The organism is Modicisalibacter ilicicola DSM 19980 (assembly GCF_900128925.1).
In the GTDB taxonomy this organism is placed as follows: Bacteria; Pseudomonadota; Gammaproteobacteria; order Pseudomonadales; family Halomonadaceae; genus Modicisalibacter; species Modicisalibacter ilicicola.
In genome coordinates this window covers 91,338-116,446 of record NZ_FQUJ01000002.1, presented here as the reverse complement: position 1 = coordinate 116,446, position 25,109 = coordinate 91,338, and the positions used below count along the sequence as shown (strand labels likewise).

28 protein-coding genes are annotated in these 25,109 nt (G+C 62.3%); 21 read left to right on the top strand and 7 right to left on the bottom strand.

The annotated features are described in order from the left end of the window. Positions 1-58: 58 nt before the first annotated feature. From BUA41_RS00560 to BUA41_RS00540, 5 genes are all read left to right on the top strand, one after another. Positions 59-718 carry a response regulator gene (locus tag BUA41_RS00560; RefSeq protein ID WP_072818619.1) on the top strand — a complete coding sequence of 220 codons (660 nt, stop codon included), beginning with the start codon at positions 59-61 and terminating at the stop codon, positions 716-718. Next, positions 715-2,040 (top strand): sensor histidine kinase, encoded by a 1,326-nt coding sequence (locus tag BUA41_RS00555; RefSeq protein WP_072818617.1) that lies wholly within the window; start codon positions 715-717, stop codon positions 2,038-2,040. The genes BUA41_RS00560 and BUA41_RS00555 overlap by 4 nt, the downstream gene beginning before the upstream one ends. Positions 2,041-2,217: 177 nt before the next feature. Further along, entirely contained in the window at positions 2,218-2,976 is a 759-nt protein-coding gene (locus BUA41_RS00550) for a VIT1/CCC1 transporter family protein (protein WP_072818615.1), read from the top strand. Positions 2,977-3,006: 30 nt separating this feature from the next. After that, positions 3,007-3,195 carry a hypothetical protein gene (locus tag BUA41_RS00545; protein ID WP_072818612.1) on the top strand — a complete coding sequence of 63 codons (189 nt, stop codon included), beginning with the start codon at positions 3,007-3,009 and terminating at the stop codon, positions 3,193-3,195. Positions 3,196-3,284: 89 nt separating this feature from the next. Beyond that, entirely contained in the window at positions 3,285-3,614 is a 330-nt protein-coding gene (locus tag BUA41_RS00540; protein WP_072818610.1) for a hypothetical protein, read from the top strand. 123 nt (positions 3,615-3,737) lie between these two features. Here the strand turns inward: BUA41_RS00540 and BUA41_RS00535 are convergent, their stop codons facing one another. After that, positions 3,738-4,769 (bottom strand): zinc-dependent alcohol dehydrogenase family protein, encoded by a 1,032-nt coding sequence (locus tag BUA41_RS00535; RefSeq protein WP_072818608.1) that lies wholly within the window; start codon positions 4,767-4,769, stop codon positions 3,738-3,740. 266 nt (positions 4,770-5,035) lie between these two features. Here BUA41_RS00535 and BUA41_RS00530 point away from each other — a divergent pair, with 266 nt between their 5' ends. From BUA41_RS00530 to BUA41_RS00515, 4 genes are all read left to right on the top strand, one after another. Continuing rightward, entirely contained in the window at positions 5,036-6,088 is a 1,053-nt protein-coding gene (locus BUA41_RS00530) for a cytochrome-c peroxidase (protein ID WP_072818596.1), read from the top strand. Between the two features lie 68 nt (positions 6,089-6,156). Further along, positions 6,157-6,594, top strand: a complete 438-nt coding sequence (locus BUA41_RS00525; protein ID WP_072818594.1) for an OsmC family protein — start codon at positions 6,157-6,159, stop codon at positions 6,592-6,594. 185 nt (positions 6,595-6,779) lie between these two features. Next, positions 6,780-7,055 carry a PepSY domain-containing protein gene (locus BUA41_RS00520; RefSeq protein WP_072818592.1) on the top strand — a complete coding sequence of 92 codons (276 nt, stop codon included), beginning with the start codon at positions 6,780-6,782 and terminating at the stop codon, positions 7,053-7,055. After that, positions 7,048-7,599, top strand: a complete 552-nt coding sequence (locus tag BUA41_RS00515; RefSeq protein ID WP_072818590.1) for a cytochrome b/b6 domain-containing protein — start codon at positions 7,048-7,050, stop codon at positions 7,597-7,599. Before BUA41_RS00520 ends, BUA41_RS00515 begins: the two co-directional genes overlap by 8 nt. Before the next feature lie 369 nt (positions 7,600-7,968). On the opposite strand, the gene BUA41_RS00510 is transcribed toward BUA41_RS00515, so the two are convergent. Together BUA41_RS00510 and BUA41_RS00505 are read right to left on the bottom strand one after the other, a co-directional pair. Next, positions 7,969-9,174, bottom strand: a complete 1,206-nt coding sequence (locus tag BUA41_RS00510) for a cytochrome D1 domain-containing protein (protein WP_072818586.1) — start codon at positions 9,172-9,174, stop codon at positions 7,969-7,971. 35 nt (positions 9,175-9,209) lie between these two features. After that, positions 9,210-9,539 (bottom strand): c-type cytochrome, encoded by a 330-nt coding sequence (locus BUA41_RS00505; RefSeq protein ID WP_072818583.1) that lies wholly within the window; start codon positions 9,537-9,539, stop codon positions 9,210-9,212. 350 nt (positions 9,540-9,889) lie between these two features. Between BUA41_RS00505 and BUA41_RS00500 the strand changes: the two genes are divergently transcribed. From BUA41_RS00500 to trhP, 10 genes are all read left to right on the top strand, one after another. Beyond that, the gene (locus BUA41_RS00500; RefSeq protein ID WP_072818581.1) at positions 9,890-11,650 is read left to right on the top strand and encodes a nitrite reductase; all 1,761 of its coding nucleotides are present in this window, start codon (positions 9,890-9,892) and stop codon (positions 11,648-11,650) included. Positions 11,651-11,717: 67 nt separating this feature from the next. Beyond that, positions 11,718-12,203, top strand: coding sequence for an Lrp/AsnC family transcriptional regulator (locus BUA41_RS00495; protein WP_072818579.1), 486 nt, complete (start codon positions 11,718-11,720; stop codon positions 12,201-12,203). Beyond that, on the top strand, positions 12,200-12,736 hold the full coding sequence (gene ahbB, locus BUA41_RS00490; RefSeq protein ID WP_217652752.1) for a siroheme decarboxylase subunit beta: 537 nt from the start codon (positions 12,200-12,202) through the stop codon (positions 12,734-12,736). The genes BUA41_RS00495 and ahbB (BUA41_RS00490) overlap by 4 nt, the downstream gene beginning before the upstream one ends. Before the next feature lie 10 nt (positions 12,737-12,746). After that, a complete protein-coding gene (locus BUA41_RS00485; RefSeq protein ID WP_217652751.1) occupies positions 12,747-13,226 on the top strand; it encodes an Lrp/AsnC family transcriptional regulator in 480 nt (159 codons plus the stop codon). Continuing rightward, the gene (gene ahbB, locus BUA41_RS00480; protein ID WP_072818576.1) at positions 13,201-13,755 is read left to right on the top strand and encodes a siroheme decarboxylase subunit beta; all 555 of its coding nucleotides are present in this window, start codon (positions 13,201-13,203) and stop codon (positions 13,753-13,755) included. Before BUA41_RS00485 ends, ahbB (BUA41_RS00480) begins: the two co-directional genes overlap by 26 nt. Positions 13,756-13,778: 23 nt before the next feature. Beyond that, positions 13,779-14,975: a heme d1 biosynthesis radical SAM protein NirJ gene (nirJ, locus tag BUA41_RS00475; RefSeq protein WP_072818574.1), complete on the top strand. Its 1,197-nt coding sequence runs from the start codon at positions 13,779-13,781 to the stop codon at positions 14,973-14,975. Positions 14,976-15,010: 35 nt separating this feature from the next. Continuing rightward, positions 15,011-15,856, top strand: a complete 846-nt coding sequence (cobA, locus tag BUA41_RS00470; RefSeq protein WP_072818571.1) for a uroporphyrinogen-III C-methyltransferase — start codon at positions 15,011-15,013, stop codon at positions 15,854-15,856. Then, positions 15,850-17,430 carry a nitrite reductase gene (locus BUA41_RS00465; protein ID WP_072818569.1) on the top strand — a complete coding sequence of 527 codons (1,581 nt, stop codon included), beginning with the start codon at positions 15,850-15,852 and terminating at the stop codon, positions 17,428-17,430. The genes cobA and BUA41_RS00465 overlap by 7 nt, the downstream gene beginning before the upstream one ends. Positions 17,431-17,559: 129 nt before the next feature. Next, a complete protein-coding gene (locus tag BUA41_RS00460; RefSeq protein WP_072818566.1) occupies positions 17,560-18,780 on the top strand; it encodes an NnrS family protein in 1,221 nt (406 codons plus the stop codon). A gap of 45 nt (positions 18,781-18,825) precedes the next feature. Next, positions 18,826-20,139, top strand: coding sequence for a prephenate-dependent tRNA uridine(34) hydroxylase TrhP (gene trhP, locus BUA41_RS00455; protein WP_072818564.1), 1,314 nt, complete (start codon positions 18,826-18,828; stop codon positions 20,137-20,139). Positions 20,140-20,216: 77 nt separating this feature from the next. On the opposite strand, the gene BUA41_RS19420 is transcribed toward trhP, so the two are convergent. After that, complete coding sequence (locus tag BUA41_RS19420) at positions 20,217-20,387, bottom strand: hexameric tyrosine-coordinated heme protein (protein ID WP_245791821.1); 171 nt, start codon at positions 20,385-20,387, stop codon at positions 20,217-20,219. 35 nt (positions 20,388-20,422) lie between these two features. Next, on the bottom strand, positions 20,423-20,584 hold the full coding sequence (locus tag BUA41_RS19415) for a hypothetical protein (RefSeq protein ID WP_175546909.1): 162 nt from the start codon (positions 20,582-20,584) through the stop codon (positions 20,423-20,425). A 547-nt stretch (positions 20,585-21,131) separates the two neighbouring features. Here BUA41_RS19415 and hmpA point away from each other — a divergent pair. Both hmpA and BUA41_RS00440 read left to right on the top strand, forming a co-directional pair. Then, a complete protein-coding gene (gene hmpA / locus BUA41_RS00445; protein ID WP_072818558.1) occupies positions 21,132-22,313 on the top strand; it encodes an NO-inducible flavohemoprotein in 1,182 nt (393 codons plus the stop codon). Positions 22,314-22,421: 108 nt separating this feature from the next. Then, complete coding sequence (locus tag BUA41_RS00440) at positions 22,422-23,291, top strand: PA4780 family RIO1-like protein kinase (protein WP_072818556.1); 870 nt, start codon at positions 22,422-22,424, stop codon at positions 23,289-23,291. Between the two features lie 22 nt (positions 23,292-23,313). On the opposite strand, the gene cmoB is transcribed toward BUA41_RS00440, so the two are convergent. Continuing rightward, positions 23,314-24,306, bottom strand: coding sequence for a tRNA 5-methoxyuridine(34)/uridine 5-oxyacetic acid(34) synthase CmoB (cmoB, locus tag BUA41_RS00435; RefSeq protein ID WP_072818554.1), 993 nt, complete (start codon positions 24,304-24,306; stop codon positions 23,314-23,316). 4 nt (positions 24,307-24,310) lie between these two features. Further along, complete coding sequence (gene cmoA / locus BUA41_RS00430; RefSeq protein ID WP_072818552.1) at positions 24,311-25,051, bottom strand: carboxy-S-adenosyl-L-methionine synthase CmoA; 741 nt, start codon at positions 25,049-25,051, stop codon at positions 24,311-24,313. Positions 25,052-25,109: the final 58 nt, after the last annotated feature.

The following is a 25,109-nucleotide window of genomic DNA, read 5'->3' as shown; positions in this document are numbered from 1 at the left end:
TGCCGTCAGACAGCTTCGTTAGGCTCAGGATATCCGTGGCGCCAGGAGGAACTGGGATATGCGCATATTGCTGATCGAGGATGCCCCCTCCCTGGGCGAAGCGGTGCATGATCAGATCACCGAGGATGGCCATGCGGTGGACTGGATGCAGACCCTTGCCGAGGGAGAGGCGTGTCTGGCGACCACCGATTACGACCTGCTGCTGCTCGATCTGCTGTTGCCTGATGGCAACGGGCTCGATCTGCTTAGGCAGCGCCGTCGGGCAGGGGTTGCGACGCCGATCATCATCCTGACCGCCCGGGACCAGATTTCCGATCGTATCGCCGGCCTGAATGCCGGCGCGGACGATTACCTGGTCAAGCCCTTCGATCTCGAGGAGCTCTCCGCGCGAGTCGCCGCCGTGGCGCGGCGTTATACGGGCAATCCCAATCCACTAATTCATGTGGGCGAACTGGAGATCGATCTGGTCAATCATTCAGTGCATCGAGCGGGGCAGGACGTTGAGCTGACGGCTCGGGAATGGGCGCTGCTTGAGGCGCTCGTGCAGCACCCGGGGGCGCTGCTGTCCCGGTCTCAGCTCGAGGATCGCCTGTATGCCTTCGGCGCGGAGATCGAGAGCAACACCATCGAGGTGCATATCAGCCGCATGCGCAAGAAGCTGGGCCACGCCAGCATCGAGACGGTGCGTGGCATGGGTTATCGCCTGGGGCGCTCGTGAGCCAGCCGGTCAGCCTGCAGCGTCGTCTCGGGATCGGCCTGACCCTGGGCGTGGCGGCGCTTTGGCTCGTCGCGACCACGCTAACGGTATTCATCGTGCAACATACCATCGACAGAACCCTCGACAGCTCCCTGGAAGAGACCGCGCAACGCATCCTGTCTCTGGCCGTCGTCGAGATCTTCAACCGGGAAAGCTCCGACCTGCTCCAGCAGGTCGCTTCTCTACGCCCTCATGAGGAATACATCACCTATCTGGTGCGGGGCGCGAACGGCATTCCCTTGCTCATATCCCACGACGTCGACCTATCCGTCTTTCCCGAAACACCTCAAATGGGATTGCGCAGCACCGCGACGCACCGGCTCTACGGCACTTCCGCGGTCAGCGATACCTTCTTCATCGAGGTTGCCGAACCGCTGACCTATCGCCACCGGGCGACCCGGGAGATGCTGGCGATGCTGCTGCTGCCTCTGGCGGTACTGGTGCCGCTCAGCCTGGCCGGCATCTGGTGGTTGGTGCGTCACAGCCTGGGTGGCCTGCTGGCCTATCGGCAGGCGCTCGAGGAACGTGACGCCGGGGATCTATCCCCGGTCGAGGCGCCACGCCTGCCGGCGGAACTCGTGCCTGTCGCCGTGGCGGTGGATCAGCTGCTGGCGCGGTTGCGCCGAGTGCTGGAGGCCGAACGCAGCTTCACCGCCAATAGCGCCCATGAGCTGCGCACACCGTTGGCCGCGGCCTTGGCGCAGGTGCAGCGTCTGCGCCGTGAAGCACCCCCGGGGCCGCTACAGGATCGGGCGTGGCGGATCGAGGCCTCGCTACGCGAGCTGTCCCGACTCTCGGAGAAGCTGATGCAGCTGGCCAAGGCGGAAAGCGGAGGGCTGCTGGTCGAGACGCCCCAGGACGTGCTGCCGGTCGTCATCCACGTCGTCGACGACTTTCGTCGCTCATACGACACTCGCCTCGAACTATCGCTGCCCAAGGAAAAACAAATTGTTTCATCGATCGATCCGGATGCCCTGGCGATCCTGCTGCGCAATTTGATCGAAAATGCCCTGAAGCATGGGCGGGAAGATCGGCCCGTCGAGGTCGCCGTATCGAGCGAGGGCGTGTTGCGCGTGATAAACGCGGGGCCGGTAGTGCCCGCGGAGGATCTCGTTCGGCTGACCGATCGTTTCACTCGGGCGAATAGTCGGGCCGACGGCTCCGGCCTTGGGCTCGCCATCGCCCAGGCGATCGCCACGGGATCTGGCGCTACCCTGACGCTTATCTCCCCCGCTACGGGGCGCGGGGATGGCTTCGAGGCGAGCCTATGGCTCCCACCGTGAGCGTATCTGGTAAATCAGTATGGTTTATTCCTTGGAAGGGCTTCAAAGCTCGCGGCATGCGTCGACCAATACTCCTCCTTGCTCGCCTGGTATGCCAAGCTGATGGCTGGCATGTGGCGGTCAGGACAGGCGCATTCAGCACAGCAAAGAGCGGACGGAACACCCCGGGAGAAGGTCATGACCGGCAAGAGACGCGAGTCACTGGAGCACCAACATCGCCCGGAGGTCATTCGCCACCGGCTACGCGAGCCGTCCCGCGTGCAGAACCTACCCGATGCCATCCTTGGCGGCATCGACGGCTGCGTGACCACCTTCGCGGTGGTCTCTGGGGCTTTCGGGGCGGGCTTCTCGGCCACGGTCGCCCTGGTACTGGGCGTGGCTAATCTTCTGGCAGACGGCTTTAGCATGGCGATCAGCAATTACGAGGCGATCCAGGCCCGGCGCGAGCATGTCGAGGGAGTGCGCCGCAGCGAGCATCATTATATTGACCAGGTGCCGGAGGGTGAGCGCGAGGAGATTCGCCAGATCTTTCAGCGCAAGGGCTTCGCGGGCGAAATCCTGGAGCGGGTGGTGGAGACGATATGCAGCGACCGCGAGTTGTGGGTGGAAACCATGGTCCGCGAAGAACACGGCCTGCAGACCGAGGGGCTGAGTCCACTGCGCTCGGCGTTGACCACCTTCGTCGCCTTCCTGGTGGTGGGGGCCATGCCGCTGCTGCCCTATGCGCTGCCAGGCCTGGACACTACTCGGCAGTTCCTTGCGAGTCTGTTGGTGGCCGGGCTGATGTTCTTTCTGATCGGCATGGGCAAGAGCCTGGTCTATCACCAACCGGTGCTGACGTCGGGGCTGCGCACTCTGCTGATCGGTGGCGCGGCAGCGGGATTGGCCTTCCTCACCGGCCATCTCGCCCAGACGCTGTTCGGCGTCGGGATGTGATCGGGTCGTGTCGAGCTGTGGCAACGAGCTATGGCAAGAAGTCATCGGCGAGTAGCGCCCGCCGGGGGCACCACGGTCTTCGTGACTACCCACTACATGGACGAGGCGGAATACAGCGATGAGCTGGCGCTGATCAACATGGGGCGGCTGGTCGCCCAGGGCGAGCCGGCGCGAGTCGAAAAAATACCTCGATTTTTGGGTTCGTTCAGCGCCGTGTAAGCCTGACTTGCCAGACTGTTCATGAATCGAGTGGAAGCCTCCGCTCGGCAGTCAAACTTCCTCGATTGATGAGGAAGGAGGATATCGTCATGAACCGTCGTCATATCATTGGCCTCGTTAGCGGTGCGATGTTCCTGGCCGGCGCCGCTGTCTCCGCGGTAGCGGCAGAGCCGGCTTCGGGAGAGATCACGCCCCGAATACCGCAGGTCGCCTTCATGGAGCATCACGACAAGCTACAGGAGTGGTCCAGAGGGTTGGGTGTCACGCTGCCTCTGGCCGAGGCTCCAATGCCTGATGTGGAGGTCACGTCGTCTTCCCCGGAGCCCATGCCTCGCATACCTCAGGCCGCCGTTACGGAGCACCGCGACAAGGTGCTGGAGTGGTCGAGAGGGCTCGGCATCACGTTGCATGAACTCTAATCGTTCGCTATGAACGATGGGAAGGGTGAAGGAAAGAGCGCTGTAAAAATGCTGGGTGCCAGGCGCAGGAATTGACGTCCACTACGATCGCGTCTGGCACCATCTTTCACCAGCTTTCAATCCTCACTCGACGGTCAGCAGCATCTTGATGGCCTGCTCCTTCGCCGCTTCGCTGAAGATGTCGTAGGCCTTCTCGATGTCATCGAGCTTGAAGCGGTGGGTCACCAGTCCTGCGGGCTCGACGCCGCCGCTCTCGACGACGCGCATCAGTACCGGGATAGTGTCGGTGTTCACCAGGCCGGTACGCAGGGTGATGTTCTTGATCCACAGATCCTGAAGCTGGAGGTCGACGCTCTTGCCATGCACACCGATGTTGGCGATATGCCCGCCCGGTCGAACGATGCGCTGACAGACATCGAAGGTCTCGGGAATGCCCACCGCCTCCATGGCCACATCCACGCCTTCGCCGCCGGTCAGCTTGTCGATGGCCTCGAGCGGGTCCCGAGCGATGGTGTCGGTAGCGCCGAGCTGCTTGGCCATGGCCAGGCGGTTCTCGTCCGGGTCGATCATGATGATTCGCGCGGGAGAGTAGAAGCGTGAGGTCATCAGCGCCGCCAGGCCGATGGGGCCGGCGCCGACGATGGCCACGGTGTCGCCGAGCTTGACCTCCCCGTTCAGGGCGCCGATCTCGTGGCCGGTGGGCAGGATGTCGCTGAGCATCACCGCCGCGGCGTGATCGATCCCCTTGGGTAGCGGGTAGAGGCTGTTGTCCGCATGGGGGATACGCACGTACTCGGCCTGGGTGCCGTCGATCAGATGACCGAGGATCCAGCCGCCATCGCGGCAGTGGGAATAGACGCCGCGCTTGCAGTAGTCGCAGCGGCCGCAGGAAGTGACGCAGGAGATCAGCACCTCGTCGCCGACCTGGATGTTGCTCACGCCATCACCGACTTCCTCGACCACTCCCACGCCTTCGTGGCCCAGAATGCGGCCATCCTTCACGGCGGGTACGTCGCCCTTGAGGATATGCAGGTCGGTGCCGCAGATGGTGGTATGGGTGATGCGTACCACCGCGTCCGTAGGCTTGTCGATACTCGGGCGCGGCTTATCCTCCCAGCGGCGTTCGCCAGGGCCATGAAATACCAATGCTTTCATGATGCTTTCTCCTTGATGATGAAAAGCTGCCGTTGGCAGCCAATGCCACGCATTGCCACTTCATGATGGCAGCTTCCGTTCACGACTCCTTGATCCACATCAAGACAGAGGCTGGTCAGTTAGCCAAATTATAAAGTGAAGCTGCGGAGTCGAAACGAGGCTAGCAAGGAAGCTGCTAATACCTCGGCCTTAAGTTTCCTGTAAGGCGCGTATGCATCAATGCTCTAGCTAGGCAATCCATCGCAGCATGGACAAGGGAGATCATCATGCAAAAGCATAACCTGGTACTGATGGTGGCGGGTATGGCGTTGGCCGGTGCGGCCATGGCTGCCGAGGATAAGCTGATGAGCCAGGCTCAAGGACTGTTCAAGCCGATCCCTCAGGAACCACCGGAGCTCGAGGGTAATCCCAGTTCGCCGGCCAAGGTGGAACTCGGCAAGATGCTTTACTTCGAGCCGCGGCTGTCCAAGAGCCACACCATCAGCTGCAACTCCTGCCATCAGGTGGGGCTCGGCGGCACCGACATGCTGGAAACCTCGGTAGGCCACGGCTGGCAAATGGGCAGGCGCAACTCGCCCACGGTGCTCAACGCGGTCTTTAATACCGCCCAGTTCTGGGATGGGCGTGCCGAGGATCTCGCCGAACAGGCGGGCGGCCCCCTGGTCAATCCGGTGGAAATGGCCATCACCCATGAGCATGCGGTAGAGATGATCAAAGGCATTCCCGGTTACCAGGCCGTTTTCGAGGAGGCCTTCCCCAAGGCGGAGGATCCCATCACCATCGGCAATATCCAGGATGTCATTGCCCTTTTCGAGGCCACGCTGATCACCCCCAACGCGCCCTTCGACCAATACCTCCAGGGCGATGCCGACGCCCTGACCGAGCAGCAGAAGACCGGCCTCGAGCTGTTCGTCAACAAGGGCTGCGCCGCCTGCCATAGCGGCGTCAACCTCGGGGGCGATCAGTACCAGCCCTTCGGTGTGGTGGAACAACCCGGCGCCGACTTCCTGCCGCGGGAAGACAAGGGGCGTTTCGAAGTGACGCAGTCCGCCTCGGACGAGTACGTCTACAAGGTACCGAGCTTGCGCAACATTGCCCTGACGCCACCGTATTTCCACAGCGGCAAGGCCTGGGACCTGAAGCAGGCCGTGGCGGTGATGGGATCGGCGCAACTCGGAGCGGAATTGAATGACGAGGAAGTGAATTCGATCACCGCGTTTCTACATAGCCTGACTGGTGAACAGCCCAAGGTGGCGTATCCCATTCTGCCGCCGAGCACCGCAGAAACCCCACAACCGCAGCTGGGTATCGATCAATAAGCTGAATGACGACGTGGCACGATACTCGAGCCACGTCGTCATTGGGTATTAATAGAGGACTCTGTTTCATGCAGGAGTATCCCCATCATTACCGGGTCTCGGCTTCGGGAGGCCGGGAAGGAAGCGTTTCGGTCAGCGGAGCTGAATTGCCGACGCTGGAGACGAATCCTCCTCCGGAATTCAATGGGCCGTCGGGCTACTGGTCGCCGGAGACACTGCTGGTGGCCGCCGTTGCCGACTGCTTCATCCTGTCATTTCGTGCCGTGGCGCGAGCATCGAAACTCGAGTGGAAAAGCCTGAGCTGCGAGGTCGAGGGCATCCTTGAAAAGGAAGATAGAATCACGCGCTTCACGCGCTTCATCCTCAAGCCGAGCCTGACGCTTTCGAGCGACGATGACCGCCGAAAGGCCGAGCGCTGCCTCGAGAAGGCGGAGCAGAATTGTCTGATCACCAGTTCCCTGAACAGCGAGAAGGAGTTGGTGATCGATATCGAAATCGCTCAGTAACCCGTTCTTTTTTTATATCCCTGCGATCTTCGTGGGGATATGTCTGTGGCTTCCCTTTCCCGAATGCTTCGATGAAAAATCTTTCCTTTGTAAGTCTTCCGTAAGGTTGTGCTGCCATCATGACAACATGCCGATTCGGCATGTACTCGCAAGACGCGATCAAGACCGTGAAAAGGAGAGTCAATATGCAAATTCGTCATGTGCTCGTTGCCGCTGCCGCCCTGTCGTTTGCCGGTGTCGCCGTTGCCGCTCCCCAGTGCACCGATGCGCCGGAATCCGAATGGATGGGCGAGGAGGCCATGCAACAGCAGCTCAAGGATCAGGGTTATCAGATTGATCGATTCGTCGTTACCGACACTAATTGCTACGAAATTTATGGGGAGGACAAGGAAGGGGTCAAGGTCGAGATCTACTTCAATCCGGTCAATGGCGAAGCCGTGGAGGAGCATCGCAATGACTGATAACCGGGAGACGAGCCCCGCGACCCGGGATGACCGGGTCAAGGTCTGGGACCCGGCGGTGCGCATCTTCCATTGGAGTCTGGTGACGGCCTTTGCCGTCGCCTACTTCATCGTGGAAGGTAACCGTACTATTCATGAATGGGCCGGCTACGTAGCCTTGGGCCTGGTGGCGTTTCGCCTGATTTGGGGCGTGATCGGCAGTCCTCATGCGCGTTTCAGCGACTTCGTGCCGGGGCCGGCTAAACTGATCGATTATATGCGTCGTGCCTTGAAGGGCCAGGAACCGCGCTATCTTGGCCACAACCCTGCAGCGGCGATCATGATTCTTTTCCTGCTCGTCGCCGTCGGGGTGATCGGCGTCAGCGGCTGGCTGCTGACTACCGACTGGGGCTGGGGCAGCAAGACGATCGAGGAGGTGCACGAGATAGCGGTGAACGTCACGCTTGTGGCGATCGCCCTGCACGTCGCGGGGGCGATCTACGAAAGCGTGCGTCATCGGGAAAACCTGATTCGCGCCATGGTGACCGGTTACAAGCGGCGCTGAGTGTTTTTACACTGCGTCAGGAATGCTTGCAAACAAGTGACCCCCGGTCATCTGCTTATGATGGCCGATCGTGGAGAAGAAAAGAGCATCATTGCTGCAGTACGTAGGTGCCCGGGCGTCGATGAGAGGCGAATAGGGTTCGCCGCCCATCGCCGGAGGATCGATCTTTTCCTTGGAAGAGCGTTCCACCAGCCAGGCTTGCCATACCGGCCACCAGGATCCCTTGTGGGCAGGCATCGATGTTGTCGAGAGAACACCATCGAGGGACTGTATAACGCCCCTCGAGCCTTCACCGATCCTTTTGCGGGTGACAGCCTTGGCAAGCAGCTGGCCGGACTGGCAGACCTCGACAACTAGCGCTCGGAGAACTCACAGTCCGATGCGATGCGCCCGGTCGGTAAAGAAGATGCCGCTGGGCGACTCGGCGGGCAGCGTGGCCAGTTCCTCGAAGGTCTCGGTGTCGTAGACCTTGACGTGATCGCTGTCCCGGGCCGAGATCCAGACGTGCTCGCCGCGCGGGGTGAACTCCATGTGCAGGATGGAATCCCCGGCTGCCAGGGTCTTGACGACCTCATGACTCTGGGTGTCGATGACCTGCACCACATCGTTTTTCGGGTGGGCGAAGCTGACCCACACCTGACGCTCATCCGGGCGGCTCATCACGAACACCGGCTGACCCTGCACCGGGATGCGCTCGATCAGTGACCAGTCACCGGTGTCGGCAACGAGGACTTCATGCCGGCCCACGGCGGGGAAGAAGGCCTGATCGCCGGCCAGGGCCCAGCCTTCCAGGTGCGGCATCTTGTAGACCGGCAGGCGCTTCTCGCCACGCCCGTAGTCGGGCAGGATGCGTTTGACCCCCGCCTCGGGATGCCACATATCCAGCAGTGCCAGTCCGTCCTCGCCGAACAGGCCGGCGATGTAGTAACGACCGCTGGGGCTGATCAGGGCATCGTACGGCATCTCGCCTACCTCCTGGTAGCGCTGCACCTTGGGGTCGTCGGTGGCCATGTCCAGGGTCCAGATCTCGCCGGCCTCGAACAGACTGACGACGAAGGTGTTGCCCGGAGCATCGACCAGTCCCACGGTCTTGGAGCGCTCGGTCTCGCCGCTCGCGTTTTCGTAGGTCGCCGGGATGTCGGCTATCAGCTCCAGGTCGTCACTGGCGAACACCTTGACCCCGCCGGGCTCGTAGTTGGCCACCGCCACGTAGTTGCCATCCTGGGAGATCGCCCCGCCGATGCTGTTGCCGGACTGAATGACCCGCTCGACGATCTCGCCGGTCAGCAGGTCGACCTTGGTGAGGCCGCCATCCCGGCCGAAGACGAAGGCATAGCGTGCGTCCCGGGAGAACTTGACCGAGGCATGAGAAAGATCGCCGAGGCCCTCGACGCGATCGATGATCTCGCGCTCGCTGGTATCGACGAGGGCCAGGCTGCCCGTGGCGCGCTCCACCACGACGCCGAGATCGCCGGTACCACGGAGTTCGGCTGCGGGGTTCATCGCCTGGCAACCAGCGAGAAGCGTGAGGGCACCGCCCAGCAAGAGTGGCTTGAGAGAAAACGGCAGGGGCATCGAGACGATTTCCTTGAGTCAGGGTAAAAGAGAGATCAGCGTGAAGAAGGGGGAGGCTCTTGCTTGAGCTGATCGGCAAGCCAGGCGGCTTCCTGTTCGGTCAACAGGTCCGACCAGCCGGGCATGGCGGTACCCGGCACTCCATAGAGGATGATGCCGGTCACGGCCTCGGCGGAAAAACGCTCCATCCGCTCCGGCGACAGGGAGGGGCCTAGCCCCCCCTTCAGGGTCATGCCATGGCAGGAACCGCAATCCTGATACAAGAGTGTCTCGAGTTCGGCCTGCCGGCTCGGGCTGGGGTCGGCCGTGGCCAGCATGGGTAGCAGGCCAAGCAGCACCACATGACTCCAATGGCGGTAGTGCATCAACAGCCTCATCGTTCTGAAAATATTGAAAGGTGCTTTTTGAAAGAATGTTTTAAGTGTCACATCGCCTAACGCCCTGAACCTTGATCCTGATCAATATCCCCGGACATGAGGGCTGCGACGATGCCCGTGGCGGTGAGTCGATGCCTTGGATGCAGGCAATGCATAGCAGTAACAAGAAGAGCTTCGATATACCCCAAAAGAGGTAGTTGGCATGCATTTTATGCCTATCTGCCATATCGATATAACGGCCGAGAGACGCCCATGCGAAGGGGCCTCTGGCCTGCGATCCAGAACAAGAACATGACCCGGCGGCATGGTAGTTCTCTAAGAGCAAATGGAGGGGAAAGATGAAATCCACGAGGGGATATCTCAAGCCGCTGGTAGTTGCGGTGGCAATGGCAGCGTTGGGTACCGGTGCGATCGCCGTGGCCCAGCAGGATTCACCCAAGCAAGAGGCCAAACAGGAGCACAAGGGGGATCCGGCGGCACAAAAATACAAGGGCGCTGGCGGTTCGCCGATCCAATCCGGTGACGTCAAGATGGTGACGACCCCCGGGGCGCCGGACATGACCCAGGAGGGCTTTGACAAGGCCACCGAGATCTACTTTCAGCGCTGTGCCGGCTGTCATGGCGTGTTGCGCAAAGGCGCGACCGGCAAGCCGCTGACCACCGATATCACCCAGGATCGCGGTATCGAGTACTTGAAGACCTTCATCAACTTCGGCTCTCCGGCGGGTATGCCCAACTGGGGCACTTCGGGCGACTTGACCGATGACGAAGTCGAGCTGATGGCCAAGTACATCATGCACGAGCCGCCGGTGCCGCCGGAGTTCGGCATGGACAAGATGAAGGAATCCTGGGAAGTCATCGTCCCCCCGGAGGAGCGTCCCACCGAGCAGATGAACGATCTCGACCTCGAGAACCTGTTCTCTGTTACGTTGCGTGATGCCGGCCAGGTCGCCCTGATCGAGGGTGACAGCAAGGAAATCGCCAAGGTACTTGAGACCGGTTATGCGGTGCATATCTCTCGCATGTCCGCCTCCGGGCGCTACCTGTTCGTCATCGGGCGCGACGCGGTCGTCGACATGATCGACCTGTGGATGGAAGAACCCACCACCGTGGCCAAGATCAAGGTCGGCCTGGAAGCCCGTTCCGTGGAAACGTCCAAGTACAAGGGCTACGAGGACAAGTACGCCATTGCCGGCGCTTACTGGCCGCCGCAGTACGTGGTCATGGATGGCGAGACCCTGGAGCCATTGAAGATTCGCTCGACCCGGGGCATGACCGTGGACGAGCAGGAGTACCACCCCGAGCCGCGGGTAGCCGCCATCGTCGCGTCTCACGAGGCGCCCGAGTTCATCGTCAACATCAAGGAGACCGGCAAGATCCAGCTGGTCAACTACGAGGACCTCGACGCCATGAGCATCGTCGAGATCGCAACGGCGCGCTTCCTGCACGACGGTGGCTGGGACAGCTCGATGCGCTACTTCCTGACCGCCGCCAACGAGTCCAATAAGATCGTGGTCATCGATGCCAAGGAGCGTGAGCTCGAGGCCATCGTCGACGTCGGCAAGATCCCGCACCCGGGACGCGGCGCCAACTTCGAGGATCCCGAGCACGGGCCGGTCTGGGCGACCAGCCACCTGGGTGACAACACCATCTCGCTGATCGGCACCGATCCGGAAGGCCATGCCGACAAGGCCTGGAAGGTCGTGCGTACCCTTGAAGGCCAGGGTGGTGGCTCGCTGTTCATCAAGACCCACCCGGAGTCCAGCAACCTCTATGTCGATACCCCGCTGAACCCGGGCGAGGACATCAGCCAGAGCGTGGCGGTCTACGACATCAACAATCTCGAAGCAGGCTACGAAGTGCTGCCGATTGCCGAGTGGGCGGATCTGGGCGAAGGGCCCAAGCGCGTCGTTCAGCCGGAGTACAACAAGGCCGGCGACGAGGTGTGGTTCTCGGTCTGGAACGGCATGGAGCAGAAGTCCGCGCTGGTGGTGGTCGACGACAAGACCCGCGAGCTCAAGAAGGTCATCAAGGATGAACGACTGGTCACGCCGACCGGTAAGTTCAATGTCTATAACACTCAGAATGATGTCTACTGATCGCTGAGCCGACCAGGCAGGCGGGCCGCAAGGCCCGCCTTGCCATCTTCGACAGTGAGCTGTGCCGATGCCTCGACTCGCCCACCAACTCGATGCCCTGGATCGCCGTCTGATCGATGGCTACCAGCGTGACCTGCCGGTCTGTGAACGTCCCTACGCGGCCATGGCCGAGACGCTGGGTCTGGCGGAGAGCGAACTGCTCGAACGCCTGCAGCGTCTGCAGCATCTGGGCGTGCTGAGTCGTGTGGGGCCGGTCTTCGACCATGCCAAGGCAGGCGCCAGCCTGCTGGCCGCAGTGGCGGTGCCGGAAGACGAACGCGAGGCATATGCAGAGCTCATCAATCTCGCCCCGGGAGTGAACCATAACTACGCTCGGGAACACGACTACAACCTGTGGTTCGTGATGACCGCCCCCGACGAGCAGCAACTCGAAAGGCGGCTGGATCATCTGGAGGAGACCCTCGGCCGGCCCTTGTTGCGCCTGCCGATGCTGGAAGGCTTCCATATCGACCTGGGTTTTCCCATTCCCTGGGACGAGCTGGAGGACGCATGACAAGCACCACGCTGGCCATGCAAGGCAACCGGCAACCCGTCGCCGAGCTTCCGTCGACCCGAGGTGACGTACAACGCTTGCGTGCCTTGCTCGAGAGGGGCTTGCCCTTGACCTCGCGGCCCTGGCAAACCCTGGCCGAACAATGCGGCATGAGCGAGGCCGAGGTCCTGGCCCTGGTCGAGCATTGGCAGGCCGACGGTCTGATCAAGCGCCTGGGGCTGGTGGTCAAGCATCGCCCGCTGGGCATCAGGGCGAATGCCATGGTGGTCTGGGACGTGCCGGACGACCAGGTCGCGGCACTGGGACGTCGCCTGGCTGCAGAATCCGCCGTTACCCTGTGCTACCGGCGGCCGCGTCGCTTGCCCGAATGGCCCTATAACCTGTTCTGCATGATTCACGGCACTCGTCGCCCGCGAGTCTTGAGCGAGCTCGATGCCATTGTGGCGCGCCAAGGGCTCGAGCAGGTGCCTCATCGGGTGCTGTTCAGCACGCGCGCCTATCGTCAGCACGGTGCCCGGTATCTGGGTGAATAAGGAAGAACCTATGTCAGCGCCAATGGCCAAGCATGACATCGCCGACCTGGATGTCCTCGATCGCCGCATCATCAACCGGCTGCAGGATGGGCTGCCGGTCGTCGAGGCACCTTTCGCGGCGGTCGCCGACGAGCTGGCGATCGACGAACAGGTGCTGCTCGAGCGCCTGAAGGCACTCAAGGAAAATGGCGTGCTCAGCCGCTTCGGGCCCATGTATCATGCCGAACGCCTGGGCGGTGGACTCACCCTGGCCGCGATGGCAATCCCGGAAGCCCGCTTCGACGAGATCGTCGAGCGGGTCAACACGTTCCCCGAGGTCGCCCACAACTATCGCCGGGAGCATCGCCTCAACATGTGGTTCGTGCTGGCTACCGAGACCCCGGAGCGTATCGCCGAAGTCATCGCCGCCATCGAAGCCGATACCGGCTATCCGGTGTACAACATGCCCAAGCAGGAAGAATTCCATGTCCGACTCCACCTGCCTGTCTGAGGCCCCGACAGACGCCGTGCTCGACGAGCGGGACCGCGCCATCGTCCTGGCGACCCAATCGGGCCTGCCCTTGGTTTCCGACCCCTGGGCAGCGGTAGGCGAGCAGGTGGGCATGAGCGCCGAGGAGGTCCGTCGACGTATGGCGCGCATGCAGGAGCTCGGCGTAATTCGGCGTATCGCCGCGGTACCCAACCATTACCGGCTCGGTTACGTGGCCAACGGCATGACCGTGTGGGATGTCGACGATACCCACATCGACCGCCTGGGCCGCGAAGTGGCGAGGCTGCCCGGTGTCAGCCACTGCTATCGACGTCCGCGGCACCTGCCGGAGTGGCCCTACAACCTGTTCGCCATGCTGCACGGCCGCTCCCGAGAAGAGGTCGAGCGCCAGGCCGAGGAGCTTGCCGCGCTCCTCGGCGATGCCTGCCGCAGCCACCGCATTCTCTACAGCTCGCGTATTCTCAAGAAGACCGGTCTGCGCCTGGCCAAGCGCCACGCCGAGACCGACCGTTCCGCCGAGAAGACCTGAGCAGCGTTTCGCAAGGAGTTATCATGTTTCGAGTCACCCGCTACATCAAGACATTGCTCGAGCCGGCGCCTCTGGGGCCGGCCCGCAAGCCTCCCGGGCCGGTGGTGATCTGGAATCTGATCCGTCGCTGCAACCTGACCTGCAAACACTGCTATACGGTGTCTGCGGACATCGACTTCAAGGGGGAGCTGAGCACCCAGGAAGCCTTCGAGGTGCTCGAGGACCTCAAGGGCTTTCGCGTGCCCGCGCTGATCCTGTCCGGCGGCGAGCCGCTGATGCGCCCGGACATCTTCGCGATCTCGAGGCGTGCCAAGGAACTGGGCCTGTATACCGGGCTTTCCACCAACGGTACCCTGATCACCGAAGACAACATCGCCGAGATCGCCGCAGCAGGCTACGACTACGTGGGCATCAGCATCGATGGCCTGGAGGCGACGCATGACGAGTTCCGCCGCCGCCAAGGGGCCTTTCGCGAGTCCATGCATGCCGTGGCGCTGTGCAAGGCGCACGGCATCAAGGTCGGGTTGCGCACCACCCTGACCCAGCACAACTACGCCCAATTGCCCGAGATCCTCAAGCTGCTCGACGAGCACGACATCGACAAGTTCTACCTGTCGCATCTCAACTACGGTGGTCGCGGTCACCGGCATCGCAAGCAGGATGCCTGGTACCAGATGACCCGAGATGCCATGACGCTGCTGTTCGATCACTGCCGGGACGAGCTCGAACGAGGCGTGGAGCGGGAATACGTGACCGGCAACAACGACGCGGATGGCCCCTTCCTGCTCCAGTGGGCCGAGCATCATTTTCCCGATCAGGCCGACACGCTGCGCCGGCGCCTGGAGCAGTGGGGCGGCAATGCTTCCGGTGAGAACATTGCCAACATCGACAATCTCGGGGTCGTGCATCCGGACACCTTCTGGTGGGATCATGAACTGGGCAACGTGCGTGACAAACCGTTCTCCGAGATATGGCGCGATACCCGGGACCCGCTGGTTTTGGGGATGCGCCAGCGTCCGCGTCCAGTGAAGGGGCGGTGTGCCGAGTGCCGGTATCTGGCGATCTGCAACGGCAACACGCGGGTGCGTGCCTGGAAGGTGAGCGGCGATCCCTGGGAAGAGGACCCCGGGTGCTACCTGACCAACGAAGAGATCGGCGTGCAAGGGCAAGACCGGCGCATCAGCGCGCCGGCGGACGCCATTCAGGCCGTCGAGCTTTGATAAAAAAGAATGTGACGATGCCGGGGAGAGACACCATGACGACGACACAAACACGACGCTTCTGCTATCACCTGACCGAAGCGCCCCTGGCGCCAGGCGAGGTGGCCATCGTGGGCGCCGGCCCGGGAGACCCGGGGCTTCTGACCCTGCGTGCCCTGTCGCTTCTGCAACAGGCCGATTGCCTGGTGTTCGACCGGCTGGTGTCTCAGGACGTTCTGGACATGGCATCAGTCAGCGCCGAGTCCTATTACGTGGGCAAGGCCTCGCGCTGCCATGCCCTGACCCAGGAGCAGACCAACGCCCTGCTGGTGAAGCTCTCCCGGGAGGGCAAGCGTGTCGTGCGCCTGAAGGGCGGCGATCCGTTCATCTTCGGTCGCGGCGGCGAGGAAGCCGAGTACCTGATCGATCATCAGGTCGCTTTCCGGGTGGTGCCGGGCATCACCTCGGCGTCGGGCTGCTCCACCTATGCCGGCTTTCCGTTGACCCACCGCGATCATGCCCAGAGCGTGACCTTCGTGACCGGGCACTGCAAGGGTGACAACTGCCTGGAACTCAACTGGGATGCCCTGTCGGCTCCTCACCAGACCGTGGTGTTCTACATGGGGCTCGCCAACGCGGCGCTGATCAGCCGCGAGCTCATGCAGCGAGGCCTGCCGGGGTCGCATCCGGTGGCCCTGGTGGAGCGCGGTACCACCAGCGAACAGCGTCAGGTACTGACGTGTCTCGACGACCTGGTGGACACCATCGCCCGGGAAACCTTCAAGCCGCCCACCCTAATTGTGGTGGGTGAGGTGGTGCGCCTGGCAGAGACCCTGGCCGTGGCCCAGCCCGAGCACGTGAAGGCCGAGACCCACGAGGTGCTGGGAGCCGTGGCATGGTAAGACCCCTTGGTGGAAATGGATTGCTGGCGGTAGCGTTGCTGATGTCATTGCCGGCATTGGCGGAAGAGGCATCACGACAAAACGATATAGATAGCCAGGCACTTTACCAGTCGCACTGCGCCAGTTGTCACGGGAGCGACCGGTTGGGCGGAATGGGGCCGGCGCTGCTGCCGGGCAATCTGTCGCGTCTGAAGAAAGACGAAGCCATCGAGGTGATCCACCGGGGGCGTCCGGCGACCCAGATGATGGGCTTCGGCGAACTGCTCAACGACGCCGAGATCGATGCCCTCGCGCAGTGGATCTATACACCGCCCGAGACATCGCCCATCTGGACCATGGCGGAGATCAAGCAGAGCCACGCGGTGATGCATCCCTTCGGCAGTCTACCGGACGAGCCGACCTTCGATGCCGACCCCATGAACCTGTTCCTGGTGGTGGAGACCGGCGATCACCACGTCAGCCTGCTCGACGGCGACAGCTTCGAGCGCATCGACCGCTTTCCGAGTCGTTACGCCCTGCATGGTGGCCCCAAGTACACGCCGGACGGGCGCTATGTCTTCTTCGGCTCCCGGGACGGCTGGATCAGCAAGTACGACATCTACAACCAGGAGATGGTCGCCGAGGTGCGCGCCGGCATCAACATGCGCAACATCGCGGTCTCCGCGGATGGCCGCTATGTGATGGCCGCCAACTACCTGCCGCATACCCTGGTGCTTTTCGAGGCCCACAACCTGGACCCGATGAAGGTCTACCCGGTGGAGAATGAAAACGGCGAGAGTTCCCGGGTCAGCGCGGTCTACGCGGCACCGCCGCGTGGCAGTTTCATCGCCGCGCTGAAGGACCTCGAGGAGGTCTGGGAGATCCCCTGGCCGATCCCCACCTCGCCGGTGGTCTCCACGGGTCACATGAAGGAGCCCATTGAGGCCCTGCGCAGTCACGACACGCCCAACTTCGACGTGCGTCGCATCGCGGTGCCTGACTATCTCGACGACTTCTTCTTCGACCCCGAGTACCGCCATGTGATCGGTGCTGCTCGGGGCGGCAAGGGCGCCATGGTGATCGACCTCGACAGCGGCACAAAGGCCGCCGACCTGCCGCTGGCGGGCATGCCGCACCTGGGCTCCGGCATCAGCTGGATGCACGAGGGGCGGCGCGTGATGGCGATTCCGCACCTGACCAAGGGAGCGGTGTCGATCATCGACATGCGCGACTGGTCGCTGATCAAGACCCTCGAGACCGCCGGACCCGGCTTCTTCATGCGCAGCCACGAAAACTCGCCCTACGCCTGGGTGGATGTCTTCTTCGGGCCCAATCACGACAAGGTGCACGTGATCGACAAGCAGACCCTCGAGATCGTCGAGACTCTGGAGCCGGCCCCGGGCAAGACCGCCGCTCATGTCGAGTTCGATCGCCATGGCGAGAAGCTCCTGCTGAGCATCTGGGATCGGGACGGCGCGGTGATCGTCTACGACGCCAAGACCCTCGATGAACTCGAGCGCATCCCCATGGACAAGCCCTCGGGCAAGTACAACGTCTGGAACAAGACGCACTATGAAGAGGGGACGAGTCATTAGGCTCAGGGTCAGAATGTTCGCCTGACACCACGATGCGCCGAGGGTAGACAGCCCTCGGCGCTTGTCGGCTATAATAAGGTGTATTTAAAAAGCATCATTAGAAGCCGCCTTCAGTTGCCGAGAACCCTCATGAGTGAAAGAAGCCTCTCCCAGCACACCCAACTGACTCGCCTCATGCCGCTGTGGCGACTGGCGTTTCGACCGTTGTTCCTGTTGGGTACCTTGTTCAGCTTGCTGGCCATGCTGGTGTGGGGCGGCTTCTGGCACGGCACGTTGCTGCTGGAACCGCTGGGCGGCATGATCTGGTGGCATCAGCACGAGATGCTGTTCGGCTTCGTGGCAGCCATCGCCGCCGGTTTCCTGCTTACCGCGGTGCAGAACTGGACCGGCCAGCCCAGCCTCAAGGGCTGGCCGCTGCTCGGTCTAGTCGCTGTGTGGCTTGCGGGACGCCTGCTGCTGGCCTTTCCCCAGGCCCTCGGCAATCTCGACCCGCTGCTGATTGCCTTGGTCGATCTGGCCTTTCTGCCGCTGGTGGCGGCTGTCATGGCGCGACTGGTGATTCGCGTCAAGCAATGGCGCAACCTGATCTTCCTGCCGGTGCTGACGCTTCTGGTGATCGCCAATGTCCTGATGCATGCCGGCATGCTTCACGGCGATGGCGAACTGGTGCGTCAGGGCGCCTATCTGGCGGTGTTGCTGATCAGCCAGTTGATGATCATTCTCGGTGGCCGGGTCATTCCGTTTTTCACCTCCTTGCGCCTGAAGCGCCAGAAGCCTCAGCCGGTCCCGATGCTGGAAAAGCTGGCAATCGGTAGTGTCGTGGCACTGGTGGCGATTCTGCTGCTGGCAGTCGTGGGGCTGGCGGTGCCGCCAATCGTCACCGCCGTCATTGCCCTGCTGGCCGGGCTCGCCAACCTGCTACGCCTGGCGCGCTGGGAAGGGTGGCGTACCCTGCACGAGCCGCTGCTATGGGGGCTGCACGCCAGCTATGGCTTCGTGGCGCTGGGTTTCTTGATGTATGCCCTGGCCGCAATGAACCTGCTGCCGGCCACCCTGGCGGTTCATGCCCTGACCATGGGCGGCATGAGCACCATGATCCTCGCCATGATTTCCCGGGTCTCGCTAGGACATACCGGTCGGCCCATCGAAACCTTGCCCGGCATCGGCCTGGCCCTTGGTCTGATGCTTGCGGCCACGGTCCTCCGCGCCCTGATCCCGGCCATCTGGCCCCAGGTCACCCACTGGATGCTGAGCCTGAGCATTCTGCTGTGGTGCCTGGCCTACGCGACCTTCCTGATGCTCTACACCAGGCCGCTGCTCAGCGCCCGGGTGGATGGCAAGGATGGATAAACCGATAATCGGCATTCACTTTTATCATATCACTAGCTGGACAGCATGAGCTCTATCGCCCAGGAAGCCGCTACCACCGCCCCCGAGCTTCTCTCTCCGGCGGGCAACTACCGCAACATGCGCTACGCCTTTGCCTACGGCGCCGATGCGGTCTATGCCGGCCAGCCGCGTTATTCGCTGCGGGTACGCAACAACGATTTCGACCTCGCCAATCTGGGCCGCGGCATCGAGGAGGCCCATGCCCAGGGCAAGTCGTTCTACGTCGCCTCGAACATCGCGCCCCACAACGCCAAGCTCAAGACCTACCTGCGCGACATGGAGCCGGTCATCGAGGCCGGCCCGGACGCGCTGATCATGTCCGACCCGGGGCTGATCATGATGGTGCGCGAGCGTTGGCCGGAGCAGACCATCCACCTCTCGGTGCAGTCCAACGTGGTCAACCATGCCGCGGCGCGTTTCTGGCAGGGGCAGGGCATCAGCCGCATCATTCTGTCCCGGGAGCTTTCCCTGGAAGAGATCGGCGAGATTCGCCGCGAATGCCCGGATCTGGAGATCGAGACCTTCGTGCATGGCGCCCTGTGCATCGCCTATTCCGGACGCTGCCTGCTGTCGGGCTACTTCAATCGTCGCGACCCCAACCAGGGCACCTGCACCAACGCCTGCCGCTGGAAGTACAACACCATCGCGGCGGACACCGACACGACCGGCGATCTCAAGCCCGTCCAGGCGGCGTTGATCGAGGACGTGACGCGCCCCGGCGAGCTGATGCCCATCGACGAGGACGAGCACGGCACCTACATCATGAATTCCAAGGACTTGCGCGCCGTACAGCACGTGGGACGATTGGCCGAGATGGGGGTGAGTTCGCTGAAGATCGAGGGACGTACCAAGTCGCATTACTACGTGGCGCGCACCGCCCAGGTCTACCGACGCGCCATCGACGACGCCCTGGCCGGCCGGCCCTTCGACATGGGCCTGATGGACGAGTTGGAGAACCTGGCCAATCGCGGCTACACGGAAGGCTTCTATCGCCGCCACGTGCACGACGAATACCAGAACTACGAGCGCGGCCACTCCATCGGCGTGCATCAGCAGTTCGTCGGCGAAGTGATCGATTACGACGCAAGCCGCGGCTGGCTGGAGGTCGACGTCAAGAACCGCTTCACCCTGGGCGACTCGCTGGAGTTGATGCTGCCCGGCGGCAATCGCCGCTTTACCCTCGCAGCGCTCGAGAACAAGCGCGGCGAGACAATCGATGTGGCGCCGGGTTCCGGGCACGTGGTGCGTCTGCCCATCCCCGGCGAGGCCATCGAGCCCGAACGCATCGAGTTCGCGCTGTTGTTGCGGGATATTGGCTAGCCCGGTCGCAACGCACGACAAGCCGTCGGCTGTTCATGGCGGTCAATGCCGAGGCGTGCCGTCCTTGGCACGTCTCTTCAGTCTTCCTTCCAGTAGTCGTTGGCTGCGGCCACGGTCTGAAAGTGGATGGCGATCACCTGCGAGGCAGCGATCAGGCTATCCGGATCACGCGCGTAGGCACCCCGCAGCGCCTTGCGCACATTGGCGTCCGGCTGGGTAGTGCCTACGCCCTTCTGGGAGAGTTTCACGGCCAGCTCGAAGCCTTCCTGAGGTGTGTCGGTGATCAGGCTCGCAACCAGCTGTCGCTGCCTTTGCTCTGCTCCATTTCCTCTTCGGCCAGTGCCGAATTCCCCAGGCTCAGGCAGAGAAATATCGCCAACAGAACAGCCGATGGCATCTTGACGTTTTTCATCGTGGAAGGAACAGAACGCGCCAGTCTGGTCATGGTCATGACTCCTTATCCAGGCGACCTTGGCGTATCGTGTTCTGCGCTCGCAGCATCGTTACCAAGGTCATTATTTTTATGAAGTATTTTTTATGCATGTTTAAAGATAGCAGTAGATACACAGGACGCAAGTTGGTTCGCATCGACTCTCCCCGAATCCTTGCTGTTGGCTTGATCCCTCCATGCAAGCTCTGTCTTCGATTTCAGGATGGTAGCGAAACAACAGGGCCGTGATCCTCAGAGCTTCTCCTGAAAAGGCGCAGCGGTCGTTTCGCTGGCAGTAAAACGACCTGCGGCATGATGTCGGATGGACGGGCCCAGCAATGCTTCGGGTACAATAAGAAGCATATAAAAAGCATCATTAAATGCAAGGAAGCGCTGAATAAATCGGCGAACGGGATGAAGCGCAAGGCGCACGGCACACAGAAGGCGAGACATAACATAGAGTTAGGCGACCTTCGACCGGGCTGGCGCACCAGTACCGCGCAACGCAGCGATTCGTCCGTGCAGACACTTATTCAGTGTTTCCCTAACCCTGAGGACCTATATGCTGACCAAAGAACAGGAGCAGTTGATCGACGCCACCGCACCGCTGGTGGCGGAACACCTGGAAACCATCACTCGGCGTTTCTACCCGCTGATGTTCGAGCGCTATCCCGAAGTGAAACCGCTGTTCAACCAGGCCCACCAGGCCGATGGCGGCCAGCCACGGGTGTTGGCCGGCGCGGTACTGGCCTACGTGCAGTTGCGCAAGGAGCCGGAGAAGGTCAAGCAGACGCTTGCTACGGTGGTGGAGAAGCACGTTTCTCTGGACATTCGCCCCGATCAGTATCCCATCGTCGGCGAGTGCCTGCTGGTGGCGGTGGCCGAGGTGCTGGGCGATGCGGTGACGCCGGAAATCGCAGACGCCTGGACGGCGCTCTACAATGAACTGGCGGGACTCCTGATCGAGCTTGAGGACCACCGTTACCACGAATTTGCCAAGCGCAAAGGCGGCTGGCGGGGCAAGCGGCGTTTTCGCATCATCGAGAAGACCCCGGAAAGTGCGGTCATCGCTTCCTTCGTGCTGGCCCCGGAAGATGGTGGAGCGGTGGCGGATTACCAGCCCGGACAGTTCATCGGGGTACACCTGATGATCGACGGCGAGCCGGTCTATCGTCATTACAGCCTCTCGGGCTATCCCAATGGCAGGACCTATCGGCTCTCCATCAAGCGCGAACTGCAGGGCCAGGCGAGTCGGCATTTCCATGACGTCCTGCAGGTCGGCGACACCTTGGAACTGTTGCCTCCCGCCGGCGAACTGGTGCTCGATGAAAGCCGGACCCCGGTGATGCTGCTCAGCGGCGGCGTAGGCCAGACGCCGATGCTTCCCCTGGCGCGACGCGCCCTGGAGCAGGGGCGCCAGGTGATCTATCTGCATGCCGCCCAGGAACGCGACCAGCATGCCTTCGCCGACGAGTTGCGGGCGCTCGAGGACGACTATCCGCGACAGCTGACCAGCGTCACTCTCTACGAGCGAGGAACCGAGAACGAGAAAACGGCTCGTATCGGGCGCATCGATCGCGAATTGATCGCCTACTACCTGCCCAAGACTGAGGTGGAGTGCTACTTCGTCGGTCCCCAGGGTTTCATGAGCGCGGTGGATCAGGCGCTGGATGACCTGGGCATCGCTGCCGAACATCGCCATTACGAGCATTTCGGCCCGTCTCGTGCGCTGCATGCTGCTTGATTCTGCTGATCATCGCTTCTTCCGGCCCGCCTAGGCGGGCCTTTTGGTGTTGGGGCGCGAGACGGTATGCTGTGACCCCATGACTTGCCAGGATGCCACCTAAAGCAAATGAAAACCCCGAAGCGTTTACAGCCGCTGCTCGACGACGGCTTCATCGACGACGTGCTGCGCCCGCTGATGAGCGGCAAGGAGGCGGCGGTCTATGTGGTGCGGGCCCAGGGCCAGCTGCGCTGTGCCAAGGTCTACAAGGAGGCCAGCAAGCGCAGCTTCCACAATCAGGCCGAGTACCAGGAAGGGCGCAAGGTACGCAACAGCCGCCAGGCCCGAGCCATGCAGAAGCGCAGCCGGTTCGGGCGCCGCGAGCAGGAGGAGGCCTGGCAGAACGCCGAGGTCGATGCCCTTTATCGGTTGGCGGGGGCGGGGGTGCGTGTTCCCAAGCCCCACGGCTTCGTCGATGGCGTGCTGCTGATGGACCTGATCGCCGGTGCCGACGGTGACGTGGCACCGCGCCTCAACGATGTCGAACTGACGGCCGCCGAGGCACGGGACTATCATCAGGTGATGATGCGCGAGGTGGTTCGCATGCTCAGCGTCGGGCTGATTCACGGGGATCTGTCGGAATACAACGTGCTCCTGGGGCCGGAAGGGCCGATCATCATCGACCTGCCCCAGGCCGTGGATGCTGCGGCCAACAACAGTGCGGAGCGCATGCTGACCCGGGACGTCGACAACATGGCGCGCTATTTCGGACGCTTCGCCCCGGAGCTGTTGACCATCGACTACGCCGGCGAGATCTGGTCGCTGTTCCAGCTGGGCAACCTCAGTCCCGATATACCCTTGACCGGCACCTTTAAGCGTAGCGAAAAGAGCGCCGATCTCGAAGGGGTAATGCGCGAGATCGATGCCGCGCGTGACGAGCATCTTGGCCGGTCGGATGATGAAGAGGCAGACACCGAGGAGGAGTGGCGCGACCGTTGATGCCGTCTGACCTCTTCCACAATCAGGACTTGCGCGCCACGATGACCGCCCGTCGCGGCGCCGGGTGGCCCTCGATGGTGCGCGAGCGGTCCTCGGAGTCGAGAAAATCTTTCAATGACTGAAAGGTCATCCACTCCGTCGAGCGCTGCTCGTCGAGGCTGGTCACGGCCTCGTCGACCACCCGGATATCCTGAAAACCGCAACGCTCGAGCCAATGGCAAAGTGCGGCGGAGGAGGGCAGGAAGTAGACGTTGGGCATGGCCGCATAGCGCTCGCCGGGCATGAACACGGTGCTTTCGTCGCCTTCCACCACTAGCGTCTCCAGTACCAGTTCGCCACCGGGACGCAGCGCGTCTTTAAGTTGCACCAGATGATCCAGGGGCGAGGCACGATGATAGAGCACGCCCATGGAGAATACCGTGTCGAAGAACGCGAGTTTCTCGGGAACATCCTCGATGCCCACCGGCAGGAAGTGGGTGCGGCCGCCCTCGGCGGCGCCGACGAAATGACGCACCGCCTGGAACTGGTAGTAGAAGCGCGGCGAGGGGTCGATGACCAGCACGAAGGCTGCGCCTTTACCCGCCATGCGCCAGGCGTGATAGCCGCTGCCGCCCCCCACGTCGAGAATGCGGCGTCCCTCGAGGGAAGACAGATGCGGTGCCACGCGCTGCCATTTCCAGTCCGATCGCCACTCCGTGTCGATCACGATGCCGCCGAGGCAGAACGGGCCCTTGCGCCAGGGCATCAGCTTGCGCAAGAGATTCTCGCAGCGGCGCCGCTCGGCATCCGTCAGCGCCACCTCGACGCTCACGCAATCCTGATCGAGATGCACGGCCCTCTCCTCGGGCAGCGGTGGCAATTTCGCCACCGCCTTCTCCCAGGCGGGCAGGTCGCCATGGCGCTTGCGATCGAGCCCCCGGGCGAACTGTTCGGGCAGCCGGGCCAGCCAGGTGTCGAGGCCCTGCTCGACGAAGGCATGATAGAGCGCTCTTTGCGGGGCATTCAGCAGCGGCACGCACTCACTCCTTGAAGGCGATCATCGAGGCGAAGTTGAGATACTGAAACCAGGTAGTCACCCGTGAAAAACCGGCACGCGACAGGCGAGCGTGGTGAGCGTCCAGGGTGTCGGGTACCAGCACGTTCTCCAGGGCAGTGCGTTTCTGGCTGATCTCCAGGTCGCTGTAGCCGTTGGCGCGCTTGAAGTCGTGATAGCGCTCCACCAGCCAGGCGTTTTCCTGCTCGTCCGCGGCGACGATCTTCTCGGACAGTACGAGCACGCCGCCGGGCTCCAGAGCCTCGAACAGCGTGGCGATCACCGCGTCGCGATCACCAGGCGCGAGAAACTGAAGGGTGAAGTTGAGCACGATCATGCCCGAGGGTCGGTAATCCAGATGACGGATGTCGCCCTCGACGATCTCGATATGATGTCCCGGGCATTCTTCGGCCAGGGTGGATCGGGCACGCTCGACCATGGCGGGCGACAGGTCGACACCGGTCAGGGTGAAGGCGTCTGGCGGAAGGCGCCCGGCCAGTGCCAGACCCACGGCGCCTAGTGAACAGCCCAGGTCGTAGACATGCGCCCCGTGGCGCAGATGGCGTTCGGCGATCACCCCGAGCATGCCCAGTATCTGGCCGTAGCCGGGTACCGAGCGACGAATCATGTCGGGGAAGCAGGCCACGACCTGTTCGTCGAAGGAAAATGACGCGATCCGGTCAAGGGGTGTGGTAAAGACCGCGTCACGGTAAGATGCAGAACTCATGGAAACTGGTAGTCGGTTGAGGTATCGAGCCCGGGGGCGATGTGCAGCCAAGGGTTTC

What these genes read in the sequence shown, in the direction of transcription:
- BUA41_RS00535 (WP_072818608.1), bottom strand. Translation starts at nt 4,769, where the DNA reads ATGAAAGCATTGGTATTTCATGGCCCTGGCGAACGCCGCTGGGAGGAT.
- BUA41_RS00440 (WP_072818556.1), top strand. Translation starts at nt 22,422, where the DNA reads ATGAAAACCCCGAAGCGTTTACAGCCGCTGCTCGACGACGGCTTCATC.
- ahbB (WP_072818576.1), top strand. Translation starts at nt 13,201, where the DNA reads ATGTCCGACTCCACCTGCCTGTCTGAGGCCCCGACAGACGCCGTGCTC.
- BUA41_RS00485 (WP_217652751.1), top strand. Translation starts at nt 12,747, where the DNA reads ATGTCAGCGCCAATGGCCAAGCATGACATCGCCGACCTGGATGTCCTC.
- BUA41_RS00505 (WP_072818583.1), bottom strand. Translation starts at nt 9,539, where the DNA reads ATGCACTACCGCCATTGGAGTCATGTGGTGCTGCTTGGCCTGCTACCC.
- BUA41_RS00545 (WP_072818612.1), top strand. Translation starts at nt 3,007, where the DNA reads ATGGCAAGAAGTCATCGGCGAGTAGCGCCCGCCGGGGGCACCACGGTC.
- nirJ (WP_072818574.1), top strand. Translation starts at nt 13,779, where the DNA reads ATGTTTCGAGTCACCCGCTACATCAAGACATTGCTCGAGCCGGCGCCT.
- BUA41_RS00460 (WP_072818566.1), top strand. Translation starts at nt 17,560, where the DNA reads ATGAGTGAAAGAAGCCTCTCCCAGCACACCCAACTGACTCGCCTCATG.
- BUA41_RS00560 (WP_072818619.1), top strand. Translation starts at nt 59, where the DNA reads ATGCGCATATTGCTGATCGAGGATGCCCCCTCCCTGGGCGAAGCGGTG.
- BUA41_RS19415 (WP_175546909.1), bottom strand. Translation starts at nt 20,584, where the DNA reads ATGACCAGACTGGCGCGTTCTGTTCCTTCCACGATGAAAAACGTCAAG.
- BUA41_RS00525 (WP_072818594.1), top strand. Translation starts at nt 6,157, where the DNA reads ATGCAGGAGTATCCCCATCATTACCGGGTCTCGGCTTCGGGAGGCCGG.
- ahbB (WP_217652752.1), top strand. Translation starts at nt 12,200, where the DNA reads ATGACAAGCACCACGCTGGCCATGCAAGGCAACCGGCAACCCGTCGCC.
- cobA (WP_072818571.1), top strand. Translation starts at nt 15,011, where the DNA reads ATGACGACGACACAAACACGACGCTTCTGCTATCACCTGACCGAAGCG.
- BUA41_RS00530 (WP_072818596.1), top strand. Translation starts at nt 5,036, where the DNA reads ATGCAAAAGCATAACCTGGTACTGATGGTGGCGGGTATGGCGTTGGCC.
- BUA41_RS00515 (WP_072818590.1), top strand. Translation starts at nt 7,048, where the DNA reads ATGACTGATAACCGGGAGACGAGCCCCGCGACCCGGGATGACCGGGTC.
- BUA41_RS00520 (WP_072818592.1), top strand. Translation starts at nt 6,780, where the DNA reads ATGCAAATTCGTCATGTGCTCGTTGCCGCTGCCGCCCTGTCGTTTGCC.
- cmoA (WP_072818552.1), bottom strand. Translation starts at nt 25,051, where the DNA reads ATGAGTTCTGCATCTTACCGTGACGCGGTCTTTACCACACCCCTTGAC.
- BUA41_RS00550 (WP_072818615.1), top strand. Translation starts at nt 2,218, where the DNA reads ATGACCGGCAAGAGACGCGAGTCACTGGAGCACCAACATCGCCCGGAG.
- BUA41_RS00500 (WP_072818581.1), top strand. Translation starts at nt 9,890, where the DNA reads ATGAAATCCACGAGGGGATATCTCAAGCCGCTGGTAGTTGCGGTGGCA.
- BUA41_RS00510 (WP_072818586.1), bottom strand. Translation starts at nt 9,174, where the DNA reads ATGCCCCTGCCGTTTTCTCTCAAGCCACTCTTGCTGGGCGGTGCCCTC.
- BUA41_RS00465 (WP_072818569.1), top strand. Translation starts at nt 15,850, where the DNA reads ATGGTAAGACCCCTTGGTGGAAATGGATTGCTGGCGGTAGCGTTGCTG.
- hmpA (WP_072818558.1), top strand. Translation starts at nt 21,132, where the DNA reads ATGCTGACCAAAGAACAGGAGCAGTTGATCGACGCCACCGCACCGCTG.
- BUA41_RS00540 (WP_072818610.1), top strand. Translation starts at nt 3,285, where the DNA reads ATGAACCGTCGTCATATCATTGGCCTCGTTAGCGGTGCGATGTTCCTG.
- BUA41_RS00495 (WP_072818579.1), top strand. Translation starts at nt 11,718, where the DNA reads ATGCCTCGACTCGCCCACCAACTCGATGCCCTGGATCGCCGTCTGATC.
- trhP (WP_072818564.1), top strand. Translation starts at nt 18,826, where the DNA reads ATGAGCTCTATCGCCCAGGAAGCCGCTACCACCGCCCCCGAGCTTCTC.